The organism is Methylobacterium sp. WL6 (assembly GCF_008040095.1).
Classification (GTDB): domain Bacteria; phylum Pseudomonadota; class Alphaproteobacteria; order Rhizobiales; family Beijerinckiaceae; genus Methylobacterium.
The window spans coordinates 16,082-35,657 of record NZ_VRVH01000024.1 but is presented as its reverse complement, the minus strand read 5'-3'; the positions used below and the strand labels follow the sequence as shown (position 1 = coordinate 35,657).

Annotated in this window: 16 protein-coding genes; 8 read left to right on the top strand and 8 right to left on the bottom strand. The window is 70.5% G+C overall.

All coding sequences use genetic code 11. From position 1 onward, the window contains the following. Positions 1 to 861: 861 nt before the first annotated feature. Together FV230_RS06020 and rnd are read right to left on the bottom strand one after the other, a co-directional pair. On the bottom strand, positions 862 to 1,152 hold the full coding sequence (locus tag FV230_RS06020; RefSeq protein WP_147841670.1) for a hypothetical protein: 291 nt from the start codon (positions 1,150 to 1,152) through the stop codon (positions 862 to 864). A gap of 127 nt (positions 1,153 to 1,279) precedes the next feature. Continuing rightward, positions 1,280 to 2,434 carry a ribonuclease D gene (gene rnd, locus FV230_RS06015; RefSeq protein ID WP_147728090.1) on the bottom strand — a complete coding sequence of 385 codons (1,155 nt, stop codon included), beginning with the start codon at positions 2,432 to 2,434 and terminating at the stop codon, positions 1,280 to 1,282. Positions 2,435 to 2,664: 230 nt separating this feature from the next. On the opposite strand from rnd, the gene aspS reads away from it, so the two are divergent. The 4 genes from aspS to FV230_RS05995 all read left to right on the top strand — a co-directional run bounded on the left by aspS (position 2,665) and on the right by FV230_RS05995 (position 6,828). Beyond that, positions 2,665 to 4,479: an aspartate--tRNA ligase gene (aspS, locus tag FV230_RS06010; protein WP_147841669.1), complete on the top strand. Its 1,815-nt coding sequence runs from the start codon at positions 2,665 to 2,667 to the stop codon at positions 4,477 to 4,479. 68 nt (positions 4,480 to 4,547) lie between these two features. Then, entirely contained in the window at positions 4,548 to 5,417 is an 870-nt protein-coding gene (locus FV230_RS06005) for a glycosyltransferase family 2 protein (protein WP_147841668.1), read from the top strand. After that, entirely contained in the window at positions 5,414 to 6,493 is a 1,080-nt protein-coding gene (locus tag FV230_RS06000) for an acyltransferase (RefSeq protein WP_147841667.1), read from the top strand. Before FV230_RS06005 ends, FV230_RS06000 begins: the two co-directional genes overlap by 4 nt. Further along, entirely contained in the window at positions 6,490 to 6,828 is a 339-nt protein-coding gene (locus tag FV230_RS05995; RefSeq protein WP_147841666.1) for a hypothetical protein, read from the top strand. Before FV230_RS06000 ends, FV230_RS05995 begins: the two co-directional genes overlap by 4 nt. On the opposite strand, the gene FV230_RS05990 is transcribed toward FV230_RS05995, so the two are convergent. After that, positions 6,798 to 7,049, bottom strand: coding sequence for a DUF3297 family protein (locus tag FV230_RS05990; protein WP_147726094.1), 252 nt, complete (start codon positions 7,047 to 7,049; stop codon positions 6,798 to 6,800). The two genes, FV230_RS05995 and FV230_RS05990, sit on opposite strands and share 31 nt — an antisense overlap. A gap of 53 nt (positions 7,050 to 7,102) precedes the next feature. Then, positions 7,103 to 7,723 (bottom strand): CatB-related O-acetyltransferase, encoded by a 621-nt coding sequence (locus tag FV230_RS05985; protein ID WP_187275407.1) that lies wholly within the window; start codon positions 7,721 to 7,723, stop codon positions 7,103 to 7,105. A 54-nt stretch (positions 7,724 to 7,777) separates the two neighbouring features. Here FV230_RS05985 and FV230_RS05980 point away from each other — a divergent pair, with 54 nt between their 5' ends. Beyond that, positions 7,778 to 10,108, top strand: a complete 2,331-nt coding sequence (locus tag FV230_RS05980) for an NADP-dependent malic enzyme (RefSeq protein ID WP_147726093.1) — start codon at positions 7,778 to 7,780, stop codon at positions 10,106 to 10,108. 65 nt (positions 10,109 to 10,173) lie between these two features. Further along, positions 10,174 to 11,619 carry an acetamidase/formamidase family protein gene (locus FV230_RS05975; protein ID WP_147841673.1) on the top strand — a complete coding sequence of 482 codons (1,446 nt, stop codon included), beginning with the start codon at positions 10,174 to 10,176 and terminating at the stop codon, positions 11,617 to 11,619. Positions 11,620 to 11,661: 42 nt separating this feature from the next. Here the strand turns inward: FV230_RS05975 and ppx are convergent, their stop codons facing one another. The 4 genes from ppx to FV230_RS05955 all read right to left on the bottom strand — a co-directional run bounded on the left by ppx (position 11,662) and on the right by FV230_RS05955 (position 17,668). After that, positions 11,662 to 13,203, bottom strand: a complete 1,542-nt coding sequence (gene ppx / locus FV230_RS05970; RefSeq protein WP_147841665.1) for an exopolyphosphatase — start codon at positions 13,201 to 13,203, stop codon at positions 11,662 to 11,664. A gap of 109 nt (positions 13,204 to 13,312) precedes the next feature. Beyond that, positions 13,313 to 15,673 carry an RNA degradosome polyphosphate kinase gene (locus tag FV230_RS05965; RefSeq protein ID WP_147841672.1) on the bottom strand — a complete coding sequence of 787 codons (2,361 nt, stop codon included), beginning with the start codon at positions 15,671 to 15,673 and terminating at the stop codon, positions 13,313 to 13,315. Positions 15,674 to 15,818: 145 nt separating this feature from the next. Next, the gene (locus FV230_RS05960; RefSeq protein WP_147841664.1) at positions 15,819 to 16,529 is read right to left on the bottom strand and encodes a hypothetical protein; all 711 of its coding nucleotides are present in this window, start codon (positions 16,527 to 16,529) and stop codon (positions 15,819 to 15,821) included. A gap of 47 nt (positions 16,530 to 16,576) precedes the next feature. Beyond that, positions 16,577 to 17,668: an AI-2E family transporter gene (locus FV230_RS05955; RefSeq protein ID WP_147726090.1), complete on the bottom strand. Its 1,092-nt coding sequence runs from the start codon at positions 17,666 to 17,668 to the stop codon at positions 16,577 to 16,579. A 181-nt stretch (positions 17,669 to 17,849) separates the two neighbouring features. Here FV230_RS05955 and purM point away from each other — a divergent pair, with 181 nt between their 5' ends. Beyond that, positions 17,850 to 18,917, top strand: coding sequence for a phosphoribosylformylglycinamidine cyclo-ligase (gene purM / locus FV230_RS05950; RefSeq protein ID WP_147841663.1), 1,068 nt, complete (start codon positions 17,850 to 17,852; stop codon positions 18,915 to 18,917). Beyond that, entirely contained in the window at positions 18,917 to 19,573 is a 657-nt protein-coding gene (purN, locus tag FV230_RS05945; protein WP_147841662.1) for a phosphoribosylglycinamide formyltransferase, read from the top strand. The genes purM and purN overlap by 1 nt, the downstream gene beginning before the upstream one ends. Positions 19,574 to 19,576: the final 3 nt, after the last annotated feature.

The following is a 19,576-nucleotide window of genomic DNA, read 5'->3' as shown; positions in this document are numbered from 1 at the left end:
CTTGACGTTGCCCGCGTTGATCTGGTCGAGCTTCGAATAGCGCGTGTTGGCGTAGTCGACCGTCTGCAGCACCTGCTCGGCCGGGTTCGCCAGATGCTTCATCAGATCGTCGTTCGCGATCGCCGGGGCGGCAACCGCAAGGCTCGCGCCAAGCGCGAGAAGATGAACCGCTCTCATGTGTGTTCCTCCGACAAGTCTTGATGCCTTCCGGACACGACGCAGACCGCGTCGAGAAGACCTGACCTGACTCTTTGCGACAGGGATGGATTTGCTTCGGTAGCGGGCAGGAAATCGACGACTTTGGGTCGCCGAGCCAGAGGCCGCCATCCCTGAGGCGGCCCCCTCGAAACCGAAGCTTGAACGAACTCTAAGAGATTTTTGAGCCTCGTCAACTCGGTTCGGGCGCCTCCGATAGGGTTGTGCGCAAGTCGCCGCACCCTCGCGGGAAGACCAGCGTCGTTGACGCGCCGCAAAAACTTATTGTGCATCGCACAAGACGGCGTCGTACCGAGGTGTTGTGCTTCGGCATGAGCGGCAAACACATGCGCCGTTTGCAGCTTGAGCTTCGGCATTCGCGTTTTTCATGCGTTCGGTGCACGGTGCGCTGCCGCATCGCGCGGCATGACGCGGCATCGCCTTGGCAATGGGCAGATGCGCTGCAAAATCCGGTCGCGACACCGCTGAGGATGCTTCGCGGTCAAGCTTCGGTGATTTCCTGCCGCTTCTGCGCGCTCTGGTCGCATGAAACCGCCGTCGGCGACCCAGAACGGCATTTTTCTGCGCCGAGCGATGTCGAGAATCGCCGTCTCAACGGTGATCATCCGGGAAGGAGGATTGCCTCGCGGGCCGACCGCGACGATCTCAGGCGAGGGTTCCGACGGCGCCGGTGCTCTCGAACTCGGCGGCGTCGCCGACGAGGTCGGTGAGCGAGATCGCGAGGGTCCGGCCGGTCTTCAGGCGCAGGGTGGAGTCCGGGATCAGCCAGATCGGGCGCAGGCCGGCATGGCTTCCGTGAAGGCTGCCATGGGCCGTGACGACGGATGCCCGCCGTTCCACGATCACCCGGTAGCGGACGCGGACGGTTCCGCAGCCCTCCGCCGAGAGGGTGCCCCGCCCGGTCAGCGTCTGGAGGACTTCGTTGGGTTCGTGCATCGGATGCGACGTGGGGCCCTGGGACGTTTCGGCAATCGCATTGCCATTTAGTCCCGGTCCGTCCCCGTGTCACGGGTTCGCCTGCGATGGTCTCGCGTCGATGACCGGATGCCGGCCGATCGCCGGTTCAGGCCAGCGACCGCACCACGATGCGCCCGCCCTCGGCGGAGAGCGCGAGGCGACCGTGCTTCAGGTCGAGCGCCTTGCTGCCGAAGAGCTCGCGGCGCCAGCCCTGGAGCAGCGGCACGTCGGCCGCGTCGTCGTCGGCCACCGCTTCGAGATCGTCCACCGTGGCGATGATCTTCGGCGCGACGCCCTCGGTCTCGCACACCGCCTTCAGAAGCACCTTCAGCAACTCGACCAGCGCCCCGTTGCCGCCGCTGCGGCCGCGGCCGCGCTCGGGCAGCGCGATCTCGCCGACGTCGCGGGCGAACCCGCGCTCGACGGCGGCGAGGATGTCGGTGCCGGTGCGCGAGCGCTCGAAGCCCGCCGGGATCGAGCGCAACCGGCCGAGCGCCTCGACGCTGCGCGGCGCCGAGGTCGCGACGTCGATCACCGCCTCGTCCTTCAGGATGCGCCCGCGCGGCACGTTGCGCGTCTGCGCCTCGCGCTCGCGCCAAGCCGCCACCTCCATCAGCACCGCGATCTCGCGCGGCTTGCGCATCCGCCCCGACAGGCGGCGCCAGGCCTGAGCCGGGTCGGCGCGATAGGTGTCGGGCGAGGTCAGCACCGCCATCTCCTCGTCGAGCCACTGCCCGCGGTCGTCGCGCACGAGGTCGGCGACCAGCTTCTCGTACACGGTCACCAGATGGGTGACGTCCGACAGGGCGTAGGAGAGCTGCGCGTCCGAGAGCGGGCGCCGCGACCAGTCGGTGAAGCGCGAGGACTTGTCGATCTTCGCCTTGGCCACGTCGTTGACCAGCTGCTCGTAGGACACCGAGTCGCCGTAGCCGCAGACCATTGCCGCGACCTGGGTGTCGAAGAACGGCTGCGGCAGCAGCCCGCCCATCAGCCAGATGATCTCGAGATCCTGGCGGGCGGAATGGAACACCTTCACCACGCCCTCGTCCGCCATCAGGTCGACGAAGGGCTGGAGGTCGATGCCGTCCGCCAGCGGATCGACCAGCACGCCGGTCCCGTCCGGCGCCGCCATCTGGATCAGGCAGAGCTTGGGGTAATAGGTCGTCTCGCGCATGAACTCCGTGTCCACGGTGACGAAGCTCTGCGCGGCGAGGCGGTCGCAGGCGTCGCGGAGCGCCTGCGTCGTACTGATCAGATCCATGCCCCCGGCTATATCGGAGGTTTCTTGTAAAGGGGAGCCGGATGCGCCGGCATCCCCATCGATCCTCAGGTTCGACGTCCCCGAGGACCTGCGCCGTCTTCGCTGGGCCCGCGGTTCCGCCGGGCATCCGCGACGGCGAGGCTCGGCACCCGGCCGCCCGGTCCCGCGGCGCGCCTTGACTTCGCCCCCCTCGCGTGAATGGTGCCGCGCTTCCATTCCAAGGTTTTGCGATGCACCGTTACCGGACCCATACCTGCGGGGCGCTGCGCCCATCCGATGTCGGCGCATCCGCCCGCCTCTCCGGCTGGTGCCACCGCATCCGCGACCATGGCGGCGTGCTCTTCATCGACCTGCGCGACCATTACGGGCTGACGCAGTGCGTGGTCGATTCGGATTCGCCGGCCTTCAAGGCGGCCAACACCGTGCGCTCGGAATGGGTCGTGCGCCTCGACGGGCGCGTCCGCACCCGGCCGGCCGGGACCGAGAACGCCGAGCTGCCGACCGGCGCGGTCGAGGTCTACATCGACGAGCTCGAGGTGCTGGGCGCGGCCGCCGAGCTGCCGCTGCCGGTCTTCGGCGACCTCGAGTACCCCGAGGAGACCCGCCTGCGGTACCGCTTCCTCGACCTGCGCCGCGAGAAGCTGCACGCCAACATCATGAAGCGCGGCGCGATCGTCGACTCGCTGCGTCGGCGCATGCGCGAGGGCGGGTTCTTCGAGTTCCAGACGCCGATCCTCACGGCATCGAGCCCCGAGGGCGCACGCGACTACCTCGTCCCCTCCCGCGTCTATCCCGGGAAATTCTACGCGCTGCCGCAGGCGCCGCAGCAGTTCAAGCAGCTGACGATGATCGCCGGCTTCGACCGCTACTTCCAGATCGCGCCTTGCTTCCGCGACGAGGATGCGCGCGCCGACCGCTCGCCGGGCGAGTTCTACCAGCTCGACATCGAGATGAGCTTCGTCACCCAGGAGGACGTGTTCCAGGCGGTCGAGCCGGTTCTGCACGGGGTGTTCAAGGAGTTCGCCGGCGACAAGCGCGTCACCGACGTGTTTCCGCGCATCACCTACGCCGACGCGATGCTGAAGTACGGCGTCGACAAGCCCGACCTGCGCAACCCGCTGCTCATCGCCGACGTCACGGCCGAGTTCGCCGAGGACGCGGTCGAGTTCAAGGCGTTCAAGGGCGTGATCAAGTCCGGCGGCGTGGTCCGCGCGATCCCGGCGACAGGCGCGGCGACGCAGCCGCGCTCGTTCTTCGACAAGCTCAACGACTTCGCCCGCGCCGAGGGCGCGCCCGGGCTCGGCTACGTGGTGTTCGAGGAGGTCGACGGCGCCCTCACGGGCAAGGGCCCGATCGCCAAGTTTATCCCCGCGCCGATCCTGGCACGGATCGCCGAGAAGACCGGGACGAAGGCGGGCGACGCGGTCTTCTTTTCCGCCGGCACCGAGGCGAAGGCCGCGGCGCTCGCCGGCAAGGCGCGCATCCGCATCGGCGACGACCTCGGCCTGTCCGACAAGGACCAGTTCGCGTTCTGCTGGATCACCGACTTCCCGATGTTCGAGTGGAACGAGGACGAGAAGCACATCGACTTCTCGCACAATCCGTTCTCGATGCCGAACTTCGACCACGACGCCTTCCTGGCCCTCGGCGAGGGCGACGACGCCAAGATCCTCGACATCAAGGCGTTCCAGTACGACATCGTCTGCAACGGCATCGAGCTGTCGTCGGGCGCGATCCGGAACCACAAGCCCGAGATCATGGAGAAGGCGTTCGCGATCGCGGGCTACGGGCGCGACGTGCTTGAAGCCAAGTTCGGCGGCATGCTCAACGCGCTGCGCCTCGGCGCCCCGCCGCACGGCGGCATCGCGCCGGGTGTCGACCGCATCGTGATGCTGCTCTGCGAGGAGCCGAACATCCGCGAGGTGGTGCTGTTCCCGATGAACCAGCGCGCCGAGGACCTGATGATGGGCGCGCCGTCCGAGGCGACCCCGAAGCAGCTTCGCGAGCTGCACATCCGCCTGAACCTGCCTGAGAAGAAGGCGTGACCCCACGCGTCCTTCCCTCCCCCCGCAGAGGGGGGAGGGAAAAACGGTCGCCCCGGGGAGTCCGTTAAGTGCCCAGCCTCGTCGCCGTCGTCGTCGCGCATGACAGCGCCGAGGCTCTGCCGGCCTGCCTGTCGGCGCTCGCGGCCGAGCATGTGCCGGCGATCGTCGTCGACAATGCGAGCCGCGACCGATCGGCGGAGATCGCGGAGGCGGCCGGCGCGCAGGTGGTCCGCAACGCTCGGAACGAGGGCTACGGCCGCGCCAACACCCTCGGCGTCCGCGCCGCCGCGCAGGCCCGCTACGTGCTGATCCTCAACCCCGACGTGATCCTGCGGCCGGGCGCGGCCGACGCCCTGCTCGCCGCCGCCGAGCGCTGGCCGGAGGCCGGATTGTTCGCGCCGCGCATCGTCGAGCCGGACGGCCGGTTCTTCTACCAGCCGCGCTCCCTGCTGGCGCCGTACCTCACCAACCCGCGCGGGCGCCGCGACCTGCCTGCGGGCGATGCCTGCGCGCCGTTCCTCTCCGGCGCGTGCCTGATGATCGAGCGGACGTTCTTCCTGGCGCTCGGCGGCTTCGACGAGCGGATCTTCCTGTTCTACGAGGACGACGACCTCTGTCGCCGCATCGCCGATGCGGGCCGCGCCCTCGTCCACGTGCACGGCGCCGAGGTCCTGCACGGGCGCGGGCGCTCCTCGGCGCCGGAGCGCGGCCGGATGTTCCGCACCCGCTGGCACCAGGCGTGGTCGCGCGCCTACGTCGCCCGCAAGTACGGGCTCGCCGACCCCATCCTGCCGGGGCTCGCGGCCAACGCGCTCAAGGCCTGCCTGTCCCTGCTGGTCCTGCGGCGTGTCGGCGTCGAGCGCTACGGCGGCTCGGCCGCGGGCGCCTGGGCCGCGCTGCGGGGCCGGTCCGCGCTGGCCCGCGAGGGCCTCGAATGACCCGCGCCGCGACGGTGGCGGACGCGCTGGCCCGCCCGCACAACGGCTTCTCCGGCCTTCGCCTGGCGCTCGCGCTGGCGGTGGTGGTCTCGCATGCCTTCAGCGTCACCAGCGGCAACGCCCTCGACGAGCCGCTGGCGCGGGCGACCGGCTTCACTCTCGGCGAGCACGCGGTGAACGGCTTCTTCGCGGTGTCGGGCTTCCTCGTGACGATGAGCTTCGACCGGCGCGGCCTCGTCGACTACCTCATCGCCCGGACCCTGCGCATCCTGCCGGGGCTCGTCGCCGCGACGCTGCTGGTCGCCCTCGTCCTCGGTGCCGCGATGAGCACGCTGCCGCTCGGCGAGTATCTGCGCGATGGCGGCGTCTGGCGCTTCGTGCGGGGCACGCTGACCACCTTCAAGAGCAACGCGTCGCTGCCGGGCGTCTTTCCCGACAACCCGTATCGCAGCCCGCTCGGCACGGTCTGGACCCTGAAATACGAGACCCTGTGCTATCTGGGCGTCGTGGGCGCCGGCCTCGTCGGCGCGTTGCGGACGCGCTGGGTGGTGCCGCTGATCGCCGCCGGCTTCGCGATCGCGCTCCTGATCGCGGATGCGAGGCATCCCGACCTGCCGAAGGGCCTCGAGACGGCGTTGCGGCTGCCGCTGATCTTCGCGATCGGCGCGGCGCTCTACGCCGGAAGGGCATCCGTGCGCCTCTCGGTCGTCCCGCTCGCGATCCTGGCGCTGGCCTGCCTCCTGGCGCGCCACACCCCGCTCTACCGCACGCTGCTGTTCACGGCGGAAGGCTACGGCGCAGTCTGGCTCGGGCTGTCGCCCTGGCTGGCGCGCAAGGCCTTCGACCCTGCCGCGGACCTCTCCTACGGTATCTACCTCTACGGCTGGCCGGTGCAGCAGAGCCTGCATGCTTCGTGGCCCGGTGCTTCCTCGGCGCTGCTGCTGCTCCCGGCGCTCGCGCTGACGATCCCGGTGGCCGCGGCCTCGTGGTACGCCATCGAGCGGCCGGCGCTGCGGCTGAAGACGCGGACCCTGGGCCGCCGCGCCCTCGGCACCATCGAGCCGGCCGGTCCGTGACCGGCTCGGGCGCACGCGCCCTGCCCCCGGCCGCGGCGCTCGCGCACGCGGCGCGGCTTCTCGCCGAGCACGGTTTCCGGGTGACCGCGCGCAACGAGCGCGGCGACAGCCTGTACCTGCAACGCGCGGGATGCGGCTTCGCCCTGCGGCTCTCGAACCACGCCCGGACGGCCAAGCAGCGGCAACGCCGCACCAACGTGCTCGCGAGCCTCGTGGTCCGGAATGCGCGCAGCCCGGAGCAGGTCGCAGCCCTGGTCGCGGGCGCCCTGCGCGATTTCGACCTGGCGCGCGGCCGGCGCGAGGCTCAGGCTTCGGGTGCGGCGTCGCGGAAGTAGGGCTCGACCGTGCCCTTGAGCTTCACCGTCATCGGGTTGCCGGCGCGGTCCAGGGTCTTGCCGGCGCTGAGGCGGACCCAGCCCTCGCTGACGCAATATTCCTCGACGTTGGTCTTCTCGACCCCCTTGAAGCGGATGCCGATGCCGCGCTCCAGAATGGTTTCGTCGTAGAACGGGCTGTTCGGGTTGACGGCGAGGCGGTCGGGGGGCGTCTGGGACATCGGTCGGACCTTCGGGCGGGCGCTCAAGTGCGATCGGCCCGCGGGTAAGGGATTCAGGCAGGCGGTGCAACGGCGCGGGCGGCGGCGATCAGCTCGGGGATGCGCCCGCTCTGCAGCAGCGGCACCAGCGTCGACACCGCCGCATGCGGCAGGTCCCACCAGGCGCAGGCGACGAGGTCCGCCACCGTCGCCGCGTCGAAGCGGGTGCGCACCACCCTGGCCGGGTTGCCGGCGACGATTGCGTAGGGCGGCACGTCGCGCGTGACCACGGCGTGCGCCGCCACCACCGCGCCGTGCCCGACCGTGACCCCGGACAGGATCAGGCAGCCCGAGCCGAGCCAGACGTCGTGCCCGATCGACACGTCCCCGCGCGAGGCGTGGTACCCGGCCGGCGCGTCCGCCTCCGGCCACAGCCCGCGCATCGCGGCGAAGGGATAGGTCGAGGCCCAGTCGAGGCGATGGTCGCCGCCGAGCAGGATCTCGACCTTGTCGGCGATGGAACAATAGCGGCCGATCGTCAGCCTCCGCCCGGATTCGGCAAATCGCACCTTCGGGCGGCCGTACGAATAGGCACCGATGGAGAATCCGTGGGCGCGCACCAGCTTTTCCAGGTGGATCCGCGTCTCGTTGTTCGGGTTGCGCCCGCTGCGCAGCCGGTGCAACAGGGCCTTCATGCGAGGGCGTTCGGCGCCACACGACGTACGCGCCTGATCGAGGGAGAATGGGCCATGGGCGACAACATGTCCGAGGATCTCAAGTCAGGGGCTCTCGTCTATCACCGCCTCCCGCGCCCCGGAAAGCTCGAGATCCAGGCGACCAAGCCGCTCGGCAACCAGCGCGACCTGGCGCTGGCCTACTCGCCCGGCGTCGCCGCCGCCTGCGAGGCGATCGCGGCCGACCCGCAGGAGGCCGCGACCCTCACCATCCGCCAGAACCTCGTCGCCGTGCTTACCAACGGCACCGCCGTGCTCGGCCTCGGCAACATCGGCCCGCTCGCCTCGAAGCCGGTGATGGAGGGCAAGGCGGTCCTGTTCAAGAAGTTCGCCGGCATCGACGTGTTCGACATCGAGGTCGACCAGCTCGACGTCGCCAAGCTCGTCGACGTGGTGTGCTCGCTGGAGCCGACCTTCGGCGGCATCAACCTGGAGGACATCAAGGCGCCGGAATGCTTCGAGGTCGAGGAGCAGTGCCGCGCCCGGATGAACATCCCGGTCTTCCACGACGACCAGCACGGCACCGCGATCATCGTGGCGGCGGCCGTGCTCAACGCGCTCGAGCTCGCCGGCAAGCAGCTGTCGGACGTCCGCATCGTCACCTCGGGCGCCGGCGCGGCGGCCCTGGCCTGCCTCAACCTGCTGGTGTCGCTCGGCGCGACCCGTGAGAACATCACGGTCACCGACATCAAGGGCGTGGTCTACAAGGGCCGCACCGAGCTGATGGACCGGTGGAAGGACGTCTACGCCCAGGAGACCGAGGCGCGGACGCTGGCCGAGGTCATCCCCGGCGCCGACGTGTTCATCGGCCTCTCGGCCGGCGGCGTGCTCAAGCCCGAATACCTCGAGAAGATGGCCGAGAAGCCGCTGATCATGGCGCTGGCCAACCCCTATCCCGAGATCATGCCCGACCTGGCACAGGAGAAGCGCCCCGACGCGATGATCTGCACCGGGCGCTCGGACTTCCCGAACCAGGTCAACAACGTCCTGTGCTTCCCCTACATCTTCCGCGGCGCGCTCGACGTCGGCGCGCGCAGCATCAACGAGGAGATGAAGAAGGCGGCGGTGAAGGCCATCGCCGCGCTCGCCCGCGAGACCCCCTCCGACGTGGTGGCCCGTGCCTATGGCGGCGAGGCCCGGCCGTTCGGGCCGCGCTCGCTGATCCCGAGCCCGTTCGACCCGCGGCTGATCCTGCGCATCGCGCCGGCCGTCGCCCAGGCGGCGATGGATTCCGGCGTCGCCGGCCGCCCGGTCGAGAACATCGCGGCCTACGCCGAATCCCTCGATCGGTTCGTCCACCGCTCCGGCTTCATCATGAAGCCGCTGTTCTCCAAGGCGAAGGAGAATCCCAAGCGCGTGATCTACGCCGAGGGCGAGGACGAGCGCGTGCTGCGCGCGGTCCAGGCCATCGTCGAGGACGGCGTCGCCAAGCCGATCCTCGTCGGCCGCCCGCGGGTGGTCGAGACCCGGCTCAAGCGCTTCGGCCTTTCGATCCAGGAGGGCCGCGACTTCGAGCTGATCGATCCGGAGGACGATCCGCGCTACCGCTCCTACGTCCAGACCTACCTCGACATCGCCGGGCGCCGCGGCATCACGCCGGATGCGGCCCGCACGCTGGTGCGCACCAACACCACGATCATCGGCGCCATCGCCGTGCGCCGCGGCGAGGCCGACGCGCTGATCTGCGGGCTCGAAGGCCGGTTCGAGACGCGCCTGCGCATCATCCGCGACATCATCGGGCTGTCGCCCGGCGTGACGCAATGCGCCGCGATGAGCCTGATCGTCACGAAGAAGGGCGCCTACTTCCTCGCCGACACGCATGTGCGCCAGGATCCGAGCGCGGAGGAGATCGCCGAGCTCGCCGTCGCCTGCGCCGGGCACGTCACGCGCTTCGGCATCACCCCGAAGATCGCGCTGCTTAGCCATTCCGACTTCGGCCAGTCCGACACGCCCTCGGCGATGAAGATGCGGGCGGCTCTGGGCCTGATCAACGACCGCGCGCCCGAGCTTCAGGTCGACGGCGAGATGCAGGCCGATTCCGCGCTCTCCGAGATCGTCCGCGACCGGGTGCTGCCGGGCTCGCGCCTGAAGGGCGCGGCCAACGTGCTGATCTTCCCGAACCTGGACGCGGCCAACATCGCCTACCAGTTCGCCAAGGTGCTCGCCGATGCCCTCCCGGTCGGCCCGCTGCTGATCGGCCCGGCCAAGCCCGCCCACATCCTGACGCCGTCGGTCACGGCGCGCGGCATCGTCAACGTGACGACCGCGGCGGTGGTCGAGGCCCAGGCGGGCGGCGGCCAGATGCTCGACTCGGCCGAGCCCGGCGCGGGCATGCTGTCGGAGTAGCGGCCCGGGACTCTGGCCGTGTCCTTGCATTTCCCGATCCGAGTGGGATGCCGGGGGTCGAGACGATGTGCCAGGGCGACGATCCGAACTGCGCGGCGTTCGCAGAGCACCGCCGCCGCTTCCTCGGCGATCTCGCGCCCGAGCGACGCGCCTTCCTGAAGAGCGGCTTCGTCGCCACGGGCGGCGCTGCCGCGCTCGCGGCCGGCGGCTTGTCCCTGGTCACGCCCGCGCTCGCCCAGACCAGCGCGGCGCGCGGACCGCGGCAGGCGACGCACCAGATGCTGCCAGCCAACGCCGACACGGTGCACTGGGGCTACTTCAGCAAGAACCTGAAGCCGCAGGTCGAGATCGCGTCGGGCGACTTCGTCACGATCGAGACCCTCACGCACCAGGCCAGCGACGATGCCGAGCGGATGATCCAGGGCGATCCAGGTGCCGAGAGCGTCTATCTGTGGACCAAGGACAAGAAGGGCGTCGCGCGGCGCGGGGCGGGCCCGGAGGATGCCAAGCTCGGGCCGGGCGGCGGTCTCGGCGTCCACATCTGCACCGGCCCGGTGGCGATCCGCGGAGCCGAGCCGGGCGACGTGCTGGAGGTCCGCATCCTCGACGTCGCGCCGCGGCCCTGCGCCAACCCGAAGTTCAAGGGCCTGGCGTTCGGAAGCAACGCCGCCGCCTGGTGGGGCTACCACTACAAGGACCTCATCACCGGCGACCGGCCGCGCGAGGTGGTGACGATCTACGAGGTCGACGCCACCGGCACGCGCGACTGGGTGAAGGCGGTCTACAGCTTCCGCTGGCCCGGCGTGACCGACCCGAACGGGATCGCGCACCCGACGATCGACTATCCGGGGCTGCTGGTCGATCACACCAAGACCGAGCGCAACTTCGACGTCCTGAAGGGCATCCGCGTGCCGATCCGCCCCCATTTCGGGACGATGGGCCTGGCGCCGGCCGAAGCCGACATGGTGAACTCGATCCCGCCGAGCTACACCGGCGGCAACATCGACAACTGGCGCATCGGCAAGGGGGCGACGATGTACTATCCGGTCGCCGTGCCGGGTGCGCTGTTCTCGGTCGGCGATCCGCATGCCAGCCAGGGCGATTCGGAACTCTGCGGCACCGCGATCGAGTGCTCGCTCACCGGCACGTTCCAGTTCGTGCTGCACAAGAAGCAGGACCTGCCCGGCACCGCGCTCGAGAGCCTCGACTTCCCGATGATCGAGACGCGCGACGAGTGGGTCCTCTCGGGCTTCAGCTATCCGAACTACCTCAAGGACCTCGGGCCGGCCGCGCAGGACGCGATCTTCCAGAAGTCCTCGATCGACCTCGCGATGCGCGACGCCTTCCGCAAGATGCGGCAGTTCCTGATGCACGCGAAGGGACTGACCGAGGACGAGGCGATCTCGCTGATGTCGATCGCGGTCGATTTCGGCATCACGCAGGTGGTCGACGGCAACTGGGGCGTCCACGCCATCGTGAAGAAGGCGATCTTCGCCGAGCGAACGGCTTGAGCCCCGACCGGAGCGCCACGCTCCGGTCCCGTACCCGGATTGTCACCCGACGCGGACGCGCCCTTCCAGGCCGACGATGCGGGCGAGGCCGCGGACGCGGTTGAGCAGGCGGTCGCCGTTCAGCGCGTCCCATTCGGGCGGCAGGCTCAGGACGACGCGGCCGTCCTCGATGGTGAGAGGCATGCGGCGGAGCGCGCCTTCCATGCCGGCGGTCATCGGGAAGGTGACGCGCAGCAGCGCGCCGATGAGGCGGGCGCGCTCGAACAGGCGCGGGCCCGCGAGCGCCCGCAGCATCGGGTTCGCCTTCTCCGGGGCGACGCCCTCGTGGCGGAAGTAGATCGCCAGGGCGAGGAAGCCGCGGCCAGGATGGTCGATGCCGACGAAGGCCGCGTTCTGGATGATCGCGATGCTCTGCTCGCCGCGGTAGTCGGGATGCGCCCGCCAGCCGATGTCGGACAGGAGGCAGGCGGCGTGGCGAAGCCGGCGCTCGTCGGCGGTCTCCGGCCCGTCCAGCGCCGCCACGAACCGGTCGGTCCAGGCGATCAGCTCGTCGGCGTGGCGCGGCGAGCGCGCGCGCAGCTGGTTCAGCTCGGCGCAGGAGGCGAGCAGCGGGTCGAGCGCCCGGGTCTCGCGGTCGACCTGCTCGTAGAGCAGGCCCTCGCGCACGCCGGAGGCCGAGATCGCGACCTCCCGTGGGCGGCCGACGCGGATGATCTCCTCCAGCACCACCGCGCCGTAGGCCAGGAGCGGTCGACGCGCCTCGGAGATCGCCTCGACGTCCTGCAGCGTCGCGGCGTCGGATTGCTCGACGACTTGGAGGAAGCTCAGCTCGTCCGTCGGCTCGACGCTGTAGCCGTGCATCACGTGGACGGGATATTGCCGCGCGGCCTGGTGCAGGCGGGCGAGCGCCCGCCAGGTGCCGCCGACCGCGTAGAAGGTGCGGCCGCGCAGGGTCTCGAGCTGCGGCGCGGCCTTCTTCATGTGCTCGCGCACGATCTTGCCGGCCTTCTTCAGCGAGCCGCCGGAGAGGTCCTGCAGCGCGAGGCCGCCGAGCGGCATCGTCACGCCCTGCCCGACCACGGCGCCGCGCACGTCGACGAGCTCCAGCGAGCCGCCGCCGAGGTCGCCGACCACGCCGTCCGGCGCATGGAAGCCCGAGACCACGCCGAGCGCCGACAGCTCGGCCTCGCGCCGCCCCGACAGCAGCTCGATGCGCGTGCCGCAGGCCGCCTCGGCGGCCTCGAGGAAGGCGGGCCCGTTGGAGGCGTCGCGGGCGGCGGCGGTGGCGAGGACGAACAGCCGCGAAACCCGCATGGTCTCGCACAGCACCCGGAAGCGGGCGAGCGCGGCGAGCGCCCGCCGCACCGCCTCGTCGTTGAGGCGGCCGGTGGTGAGGACGTTGCGGCCGAGCCCGCACAGGACCTTCTCGTTGTAGAGCGGCGTCGGGGCCCGGCTCAGGCCGTCATAGGCGACGAGGCGGACCGAGTTCGAACCGATGTCGATGATCGCGACGGGCGCGTTGACCAAGGCCGGCTCCCGGTCGGCGGAATGAGCGAGCGTGAGGTTGGCGCGATGGGGACCCAAGCAACGACCTCGCTGTATGATACCGATCGGCTCGTCGAACGCACGTCTCGATGACCCGGCGGCGCGATCCGCACCGCCCGATTTGTGTATCCGGCCGGGGGCCGGACGATCAGCCCCGCTGCGCGCGACGGCTGAGAGCCCGCGGGCTCGACTTCTTCGACGACTTGCCGCGGCCGGACAGGCTCGGGTTCGTCATGAAGTACTTGTGCGCGTTGAACGGTTCCTCGCCCTCGGCGGGGTGGATGCGCTCGGCGCCGCCCGATGCCAGTACACGCCAGCTCTGGCGGTTGTCGAGAAGGTTGGCCAGCATGATCTGGTCGAGAACCTGTTGATGGACCGTCGGGTTGCTGATCGGCAGCAGCGACTCGACGCGGCGGTCCAGGTTGCGGCTCATCAGGTCGGCCGAGGAGATGTAGACCGTCGCCTTCGGGTGCGGCAGCCCGACGCCGTTGCCGAAGGCGTAGATGCGCCCGTGCTCGAGGAAGCGCCCGACGATCGACTTCACGCGGATCGTCTCGGACAGGCCCGGCACGCCCGGCCGCAGGCAGCAGATGCCGCGGACCACGCAGTCGATCTGCACGCCCTCCTGCGAGGCATCGTAGAGCGCGTCGATGATCTGCGCGTCGACCAGCGAGTTGCACTTGATCCAGATCGCGGCCGGCCGGCCCGCCCTGGCGTGGGCCGCCTCCGCCTCGATGTCGGCCAGCAGCCGCGCCTTGGCGGTCAGCGGCGAGACCGACATCCGCTCCAGCTGCGCCGGCTCGGCGTAGCCGGTGATGAAGTTGAAGATCCGCGAGACGTCGCGCGCCACCGCCGGGTCGGCGGTGAAGAACGAAAGGTCGGTGTAGATGCGGGCGGTGATCGGGTGATAGTTGCCGGTGCCGACGTGGCAGTAGGTCACGAGCTTGTCGCCCTCGCGCCGCACCACCATCGACAGCTTGGCGTGGGTCTTCAGCTCGACGAAGCCGAACACCACCTGCGCGCCGGCCTTCTCGAGGTTGCGCGCCCAGCGGATGTTGGCCTCCTCGTCGAAGCGCGCCTTCAGCTCGACCAGCGCGGTGACCGACTTGCCGAGCTCGGCGGCCTCGGCCAGCGCCGCGACGATCGGCGAGTTCGACGAGGTGCGGTAGAGCGTCTGTTTGATCGCGACGACGTTCGGGTCGCGTGCGGCCTGGGCCAGGAACTGCACCACCGAATCGAACGATTCGTAGGGGTGGTGGACGCAGAAATCCTTCTGGCGGATCGCCGCGAACACGTCGCCGCCGCTCTCGCGGATGCGCTCGGGGAAGCGCGGATTGTACGGCTTGAACTTGAGGTCGGGCCGGTCGATCCCGACGATCTGCGACAGCTCGTTGAGCGCCAGCATGCCCTCGACGATGAACACCGCGTCCGTGCCGATCTCGAGCTCGTCGCAGACGAAGCTGCGCAGGTCCTCCGGCATGCCGGACTCGACCTCGAGGCGGATGACGATGCCGCGGCGGCGCTGCTTCAGCGCGGTCTCGAAATGCAGGACGAGGTCCTCCGCCTCCTCCTCGATCTCGAGGTCCGAATCCCGGATCACCCGGAAGGCGCCCTGCCCCTTCACCAGGTAGCCCGGGAACAGGCGCCCGGTGAACAGCACGATCACCTGCTCGATCGCGATGAAGCGCGCGACCGTGTCGTCCTCGATCGCCGGAAGCCGCACGAAGCGGTCGAGCACGCCCGGCATGCGGATCAGCGCGCGCAGCACGCGGCCGTCGCGCGGGCGCATCAGCATCAGCGCGATCGTGGTGCCGAGGTTCGGGATGAACGGGAACGGGTGGGCCGGGTCGATCGCCAGCGGCGTCAGCACCGGGAAGACGTGGTTGAGGAAGTACTCCTCCAGCCACGCGGCGTGCTCCGGGCGCAGCGCGTCGGGCTCGACCAGGGCGACGACGCCGTCGAGCTCCTCGCGCAGCTCGCGCCAGCGCGCCTGCTGGTCCTCCGCGAGCTTCGACACGCCGGTGCCGATGCGCGCGAGCTGCTCGGACGGCGACAGCCCGTCCTGCGACGGCAGCGTCAGCCCGGCGCGGACCTGATCGTGCAGGCCGGCGACGCGGACCATGAAGAACTCGTCGAGGTTGTTGGCCGAGATCGAGAGGAAGCGCAGCTTCTCCAGCAGCGGATGCGACGGGTTCGCGGCCTCTTCGAGGACGCGCCGGTTGAACTGCAGCCACGACAGCTCGCGGTTAACGAAGCGCTCCGGCGAAAGCCGCAGGGCGCGGCCGGCCTCGAGGATCGTCTCGCGCGCGGCCTTGTCGTCGTCGGCCGCCGGCGGCTCGGGGATCTCGGCGGTGGTCGGCCACTCGTCGCCGGCGGCCTCGGATGCTGAGGGACGGCGCGAGGTCCGTGCGGATGCCGCCGCCCGGCGCGGCGCGCGCTTCGGCGCCGCGTCGTCTCCGGCTTCGGTGACGTCGTCCGCACGATCGAGGGCGTCCACGTTCGATTCGATGTCCGACAACCCTGCCACTCCTCACCTGCCGCCTGTCGCGGCGTCCCTAACATGGGTGCTCTGCCGGAATGCGACACTGCCGTGACGGTCGGCGACGGGCGAGCCCGTTCCTCGGCGATGGCCGGCGGCGTCCGACCGATCGCGATCAGTCGTCCTCGTCGTCGCCGCCATCCGCGATCCCGAGGCGTTCGAGGACGGCGAGCGCCAGCGGCCGCGTGATGCGGCGGCCGCGGCCGAGGGCGTCGCGGTCGAGCTCGGTCACCACCTCGCGGGCGCGCCCGAGGGAGCGGTCGATGCGCAGGGCGACGGCGTCGATCACCCGAAGATCGACCACGAGCTGCCGATCGACGAACAGCTTGACGATGACGGCGCGCAGCAGCGCGTCGTCGGGCTCGCGGATCGCGACGCCCGGCGCCAGCCTCAGGCGCGAGCGCAGGTCGGCCACCGTCAGGCCGATCTGGTCGATCACCGCGCCGCTGGTCAGCAGCACCGGGCATTTTCGCTCGCGGGCGAGGTTGAGCAGGTGGAACAGGGCGGCCTCGTCGCGGCCCGGGCGGTCGATGTCCTCGATCACCAGGGCGCCGTTCGAGATGCAGTGGGTCACGGTCTCCGCCGTGACCTCGGCCGCCGGCACGGTCCAGGCATGGGCCCGCGTCGCCCAGATCGAGGCGAGATGGCTCTTGCCGCTGCCCGGCGGGCCGGTGAGCACGAGCACGGTGTCCGGCCAATCGGGCCAGGCCTCGATCGACGCGTAGGCGGCCTCGTTGGCCGTGCCGACCAGGAAATCCTCGCGGCCGTAGCGCGGATCGAGCGGCAGGTCGAAGGCCAGTTGCTTCGGGGGGGCGTTCTCGCGCATGCGGCGCCCAGGGTGACCGTGCCGGCCCGACAGTCAAGCGCCAAGGCTCAAGGCCGCGGCACCTCGATCAGCACCGGCTGCTCGGCGTGGTAGAGCCGGCTCTGCAGGTAGCGCGACAGGGCGAAGCGCACGACGACGCCGATCGAGGCCGCAACCGGCACTGCGAGCAGCAGCCCGAGGAAGCCGAACAGCGAGCCGAAGGCGAGCAGCGCGAACATCAGCCAGACCGGATGCAGGCCGACGGATTCGCCAACGAGTTTGGGCGCGATCACGTTGCCCTCGAGGAACTGCCCGACGAGGAACACGCCCACCGTCAGCCCGAGATGCAGCCAGTCCGAGCCCGGCCAGAACTGCACCAGCGCGACGCCGACCGAGAGCAGGAAGCCGGTGAGCGTGCCGACATACGGGATGAAGGTGAGGAAGCCGGCGATCAGCCCGATCAGCACGCCGAAGTTCAGCCCGACGAGCCAGAGGCCGACCGCGTAGAAGGTGCCGAGGATCAGGCAGACCAGCGTCTGGCCGCGGACGAAGCCGATGATCGCGCGATCGATCTGCGCGGCGAGCCGGCGCACCGTCGTGCGGTGGCGCGGCGGCACCCAGGTGTCGAGCGTCGCGATCATCCGGTCCCAGTCGACGAGGATGTAGAACGCGACCACCGGCGTCACCACCAGCAGCGAGATCACCGAGATCACGGCCTGCGAGCCGGACCAGATCGACTTGAGGAAGGCGAGCAGCCACGCGCCGCCCTGCGTCGCGAGGGTCCCGACGGAGGATTGCAGCTCGTTGACCACGTCGGCGCCGCCGAGCCGCTGCAGCACCGGGCCGGCCCGCTCGGCGATGATGCCCTGCAGCCGCCCGATCATGCCGGGCAGGCTGTTGATCAGCGCCGCGACCTGGTTGGCGGCGAGCGGCACCAGGATCAGCAGCGATACGATCAGGCCGGCGACGAACATCGCCAGGATCAGCAGGCTCGCCGTCAGCCGACCGAGGCCGAGGCGCTCGAGCCGGTCGGCCAGCGGATCGAGCAGGTAGGCGAGCGCGATGCCGGCCACGAAGGGCAGCATCACCTCCCGCAGCAGGTAGACCACGATGCCGAGGCCGACGAGCGCCGCCAGACCGATCACAGCCCTGCCGCGCATCGACGCCCTCCCCTGCGAACTCGCGTGGGACAGTGGGAAGGCGGTTCCGAACGGTCAAGGCTGCCGCCGGTGCCTGCCCTGCCGTGGAGCGGCCGCGGCGCGTCATTTTCTTGTGGCCTGACGGGTTCGGTCGGCGCGAATCTCAGCTAAAGCAGCCCCGGACCACAGGAACGGGACGCCGATGACGGCCGAGACCACGAACGGGCTGACCTACGCGCATGCGGGCGTCGACATCGATGCCGGCAACGCGATGGTCGAGACCATCAAGCCGCTGGTGCGCGCCACGCGCCGGCCCGGCGCCGACGCCGAGATCGGCGGGTTCGGCGGCCTGTTCGACCTCAAGGCCGCGGGCTTCAAGGACGCGATCCTGGTGGCCGCCAACGACGGCGTCGGCACCAAGGTGAAGATCGCGATCGAGACCGGTCGGCACGACACGATCGGCATCGACCTCGTGGCGATGTGCGTCAACGACATCATCGTCCAGGGCGCCGAGCCGCTGTTCTTCCTCGACTACTACGCCACCGGCAAGCTCGTGCCGGGCGTCGGCGCCGACATCGTCCGCGGCATCGCCGAGGGCTGCCGCCAGGCCGGCTGCGCCCTGATCGGCGGCGAGACCGCCGAGATGCCGGGCCTCTACGACGGCGCAGACTACGACCTCGCCGGGTTCTCGGTCGGCGCGGCCGAGCGCGGCACCCTGCTGCCGAAGCCCGGCATCCGCGCCGGCGACGCGGTGCTCGGCCTGCCCTCTTCCGGCGTGCACTCGAACGGCTTCTCGCTGGTCCGCCGCATCGTCGCGCGCACCGGCCTGGCCTGGGACGCGGCCGCGCCGTTCGCCACCGGAAGGACGCTGGGCGAGGCGTTGCTGGAGCCGACGCGGATCTACGTGAAGCCGCTGCTCGCGGTGCTGAAGGCGACCGACGGGATCAAGGCGCTCGCCCACATCACCGGCGGCGGCTTCCCGGACAACCTGCCCCGCGTCCTGCCCGACGACGTCGGCATCACGATCGACCTCGACGCGGTCCGCCCGCCGCCGGTCTTCGGCTGGCTCGCGCGAGAGGGCGGCGTCGCCGAGGCCGAGATGCTGCGCACCTTCAACTGCGGCATCGGCATGGTGCTGGTGGTCGCCGAGGACCGCGCCGGGGCGGTGATTCGGGCCCTCGCCGAGGCCGGCGAGGCACCGGTGCGGCTCGGGGCGATCACCGCCCGCGGCCCGGAGCCCGTCGCGTTCACCGGACGCCTCGCGCTTTGATGGCGGCGAAGCCCAGAACGCGCGTCGCGATCCTGATCTCGGGCCGCGGCTCGAACATGGTCTCGCTGATCGAGGCGGCGAAGGCGCCGGATTACCCGGCCGAGATCGTGCTGGTGCTCTCGAACCGGCCGGAGGCCGGCGGCCTCGCCCATGCGCGTTCCGTCGGCATCCCGGCGCACGCGATCGACCACACCACGTTCTCCGACCGCGCGACCTTCGACGCCGCGCTCGACGCCGAGCTGCGCGCGGCCGGCGTCGAGCTGGTGTGCCTCGCAGGCTTCATGCGGATCTTCTCGGCGGGCTTCGCCGAGGCCTGGGCCGGGCGGATGATCAACATCCACCCGTCCCTGCTGCCGCTGTTCAAGGGCACGCACACCCACGCGCAGGCGCTCGCCGCCGGCGTCCGCCTCCACGGCTGCACGGTGCATTACGTGGTGCCGGAACTCGATGCCGGCCCGATCGTGGCGCAGGCGGCGGTCCCGGTGCGTTCGGGCGACGATCCCGACAGCCTCGCGGCGCGGGTGATCGTGCAGGAGCACAGGCTCTACCCGGCAGCGCTCGCGCTGGTGGCTGGGGGGCGTGCCCGGTTGGAGGGCGAGCGCGTCGTGATCGACGACGATCGCGGCGCGGCCGACGCGGCCCTGCTGAGCCTGTAGCGT

What these genes read in the sequence shown, in the direction of transcription:
- FV230_RS05990 (WP_147726094.1), bottom strand. Translation starts at nt 7,049, where the DNA reads ATGTCCCAGACGCCCCCCGACCGCCTCGCCGTCAACCCGAACAGCCCG.
- FV230_RS05975 (WP_147841673.1), top strand. Translation starts at nt 10,174, where the DNA reads ATGTGCCAGGGCGACGATCCGAACTGCGCGGCGTTCGCAGAGCACCGC.
- FV230_RS06020 (WP_147841670.1), bottom strand. Translation starts at nt 1,152, where the DNA reads ATGCACGAACCCAACGAAGTCCTCCAGACGCTGACCGGGCGGGGCACC.
- rnd (WP_147728090.1), bottom strand. Translation starts at nt 2,434, where the DNA reads ATGGATCTGATCAGTACGACGCAGGCGCTCCGCGACGCCTGCGACCGC.
- FV230_RS05960 (WP_147841664.1), bottom strand. Translation starts at nt 16,529, where the DNA reads ATGCGCGAGAACGCCCCCCCGAAGCAACTGGCCTTCGACCTGCCGCTC.
- purN (WP_147841662.1), top strand. Translation starts at nt 18,917, where the DNA reads ATGGCGGCGAAGCCCAGAACGCGCGTCGCGATCCTGATCTCGGGCCGC.
- aspS (WP_147841669.1), top strand. Translation starts at nt 2,665, where the DNA reads ATGCACCGTTACCGGACCCATACCTGCGGGGCGCTGCGCCCATCCGAT.
- FV230_RS05980 (WP_147726093.1), top strand. Translation starts at nt 7,778, where the DNA reads ATGGGCGACAACATGTCCGAGGATCTCAAGTCAGGGGCTCTCGTCTAT.
- FV230_RS05955 (WP_147726090.1), bottom strand. Translation starts at nt 17,668, where the DNA reads ATGCGCGGCAGGGCTGTGATCGGTCTGGCGGCGCTCGTCGGCCTCGGC.
- purM (WP_147841663.1), top strand. Translation starts at nt 17,850, where the DNA reads ATGACGGCCGAGACCACGAACGGGCTGACCTACGCGCATGCGGGCGTC.
- FV230_RS06000 (WP_147841667.1), top strand. Translation starts at nt 5,414, where the DNA reads ATGACCCGCGCCGCGACGGTGGCGGACGCGCTGGCCCGCCCGCACAAC.
- FV230_RS05985 (WP_187275407.1), bottom strand. Translation starts at nt 7,723, where the DNA reads ATGAAGGCCCTGTTGCACCGGCTGCGCAGCGGGCGCAACCCGAACAAC.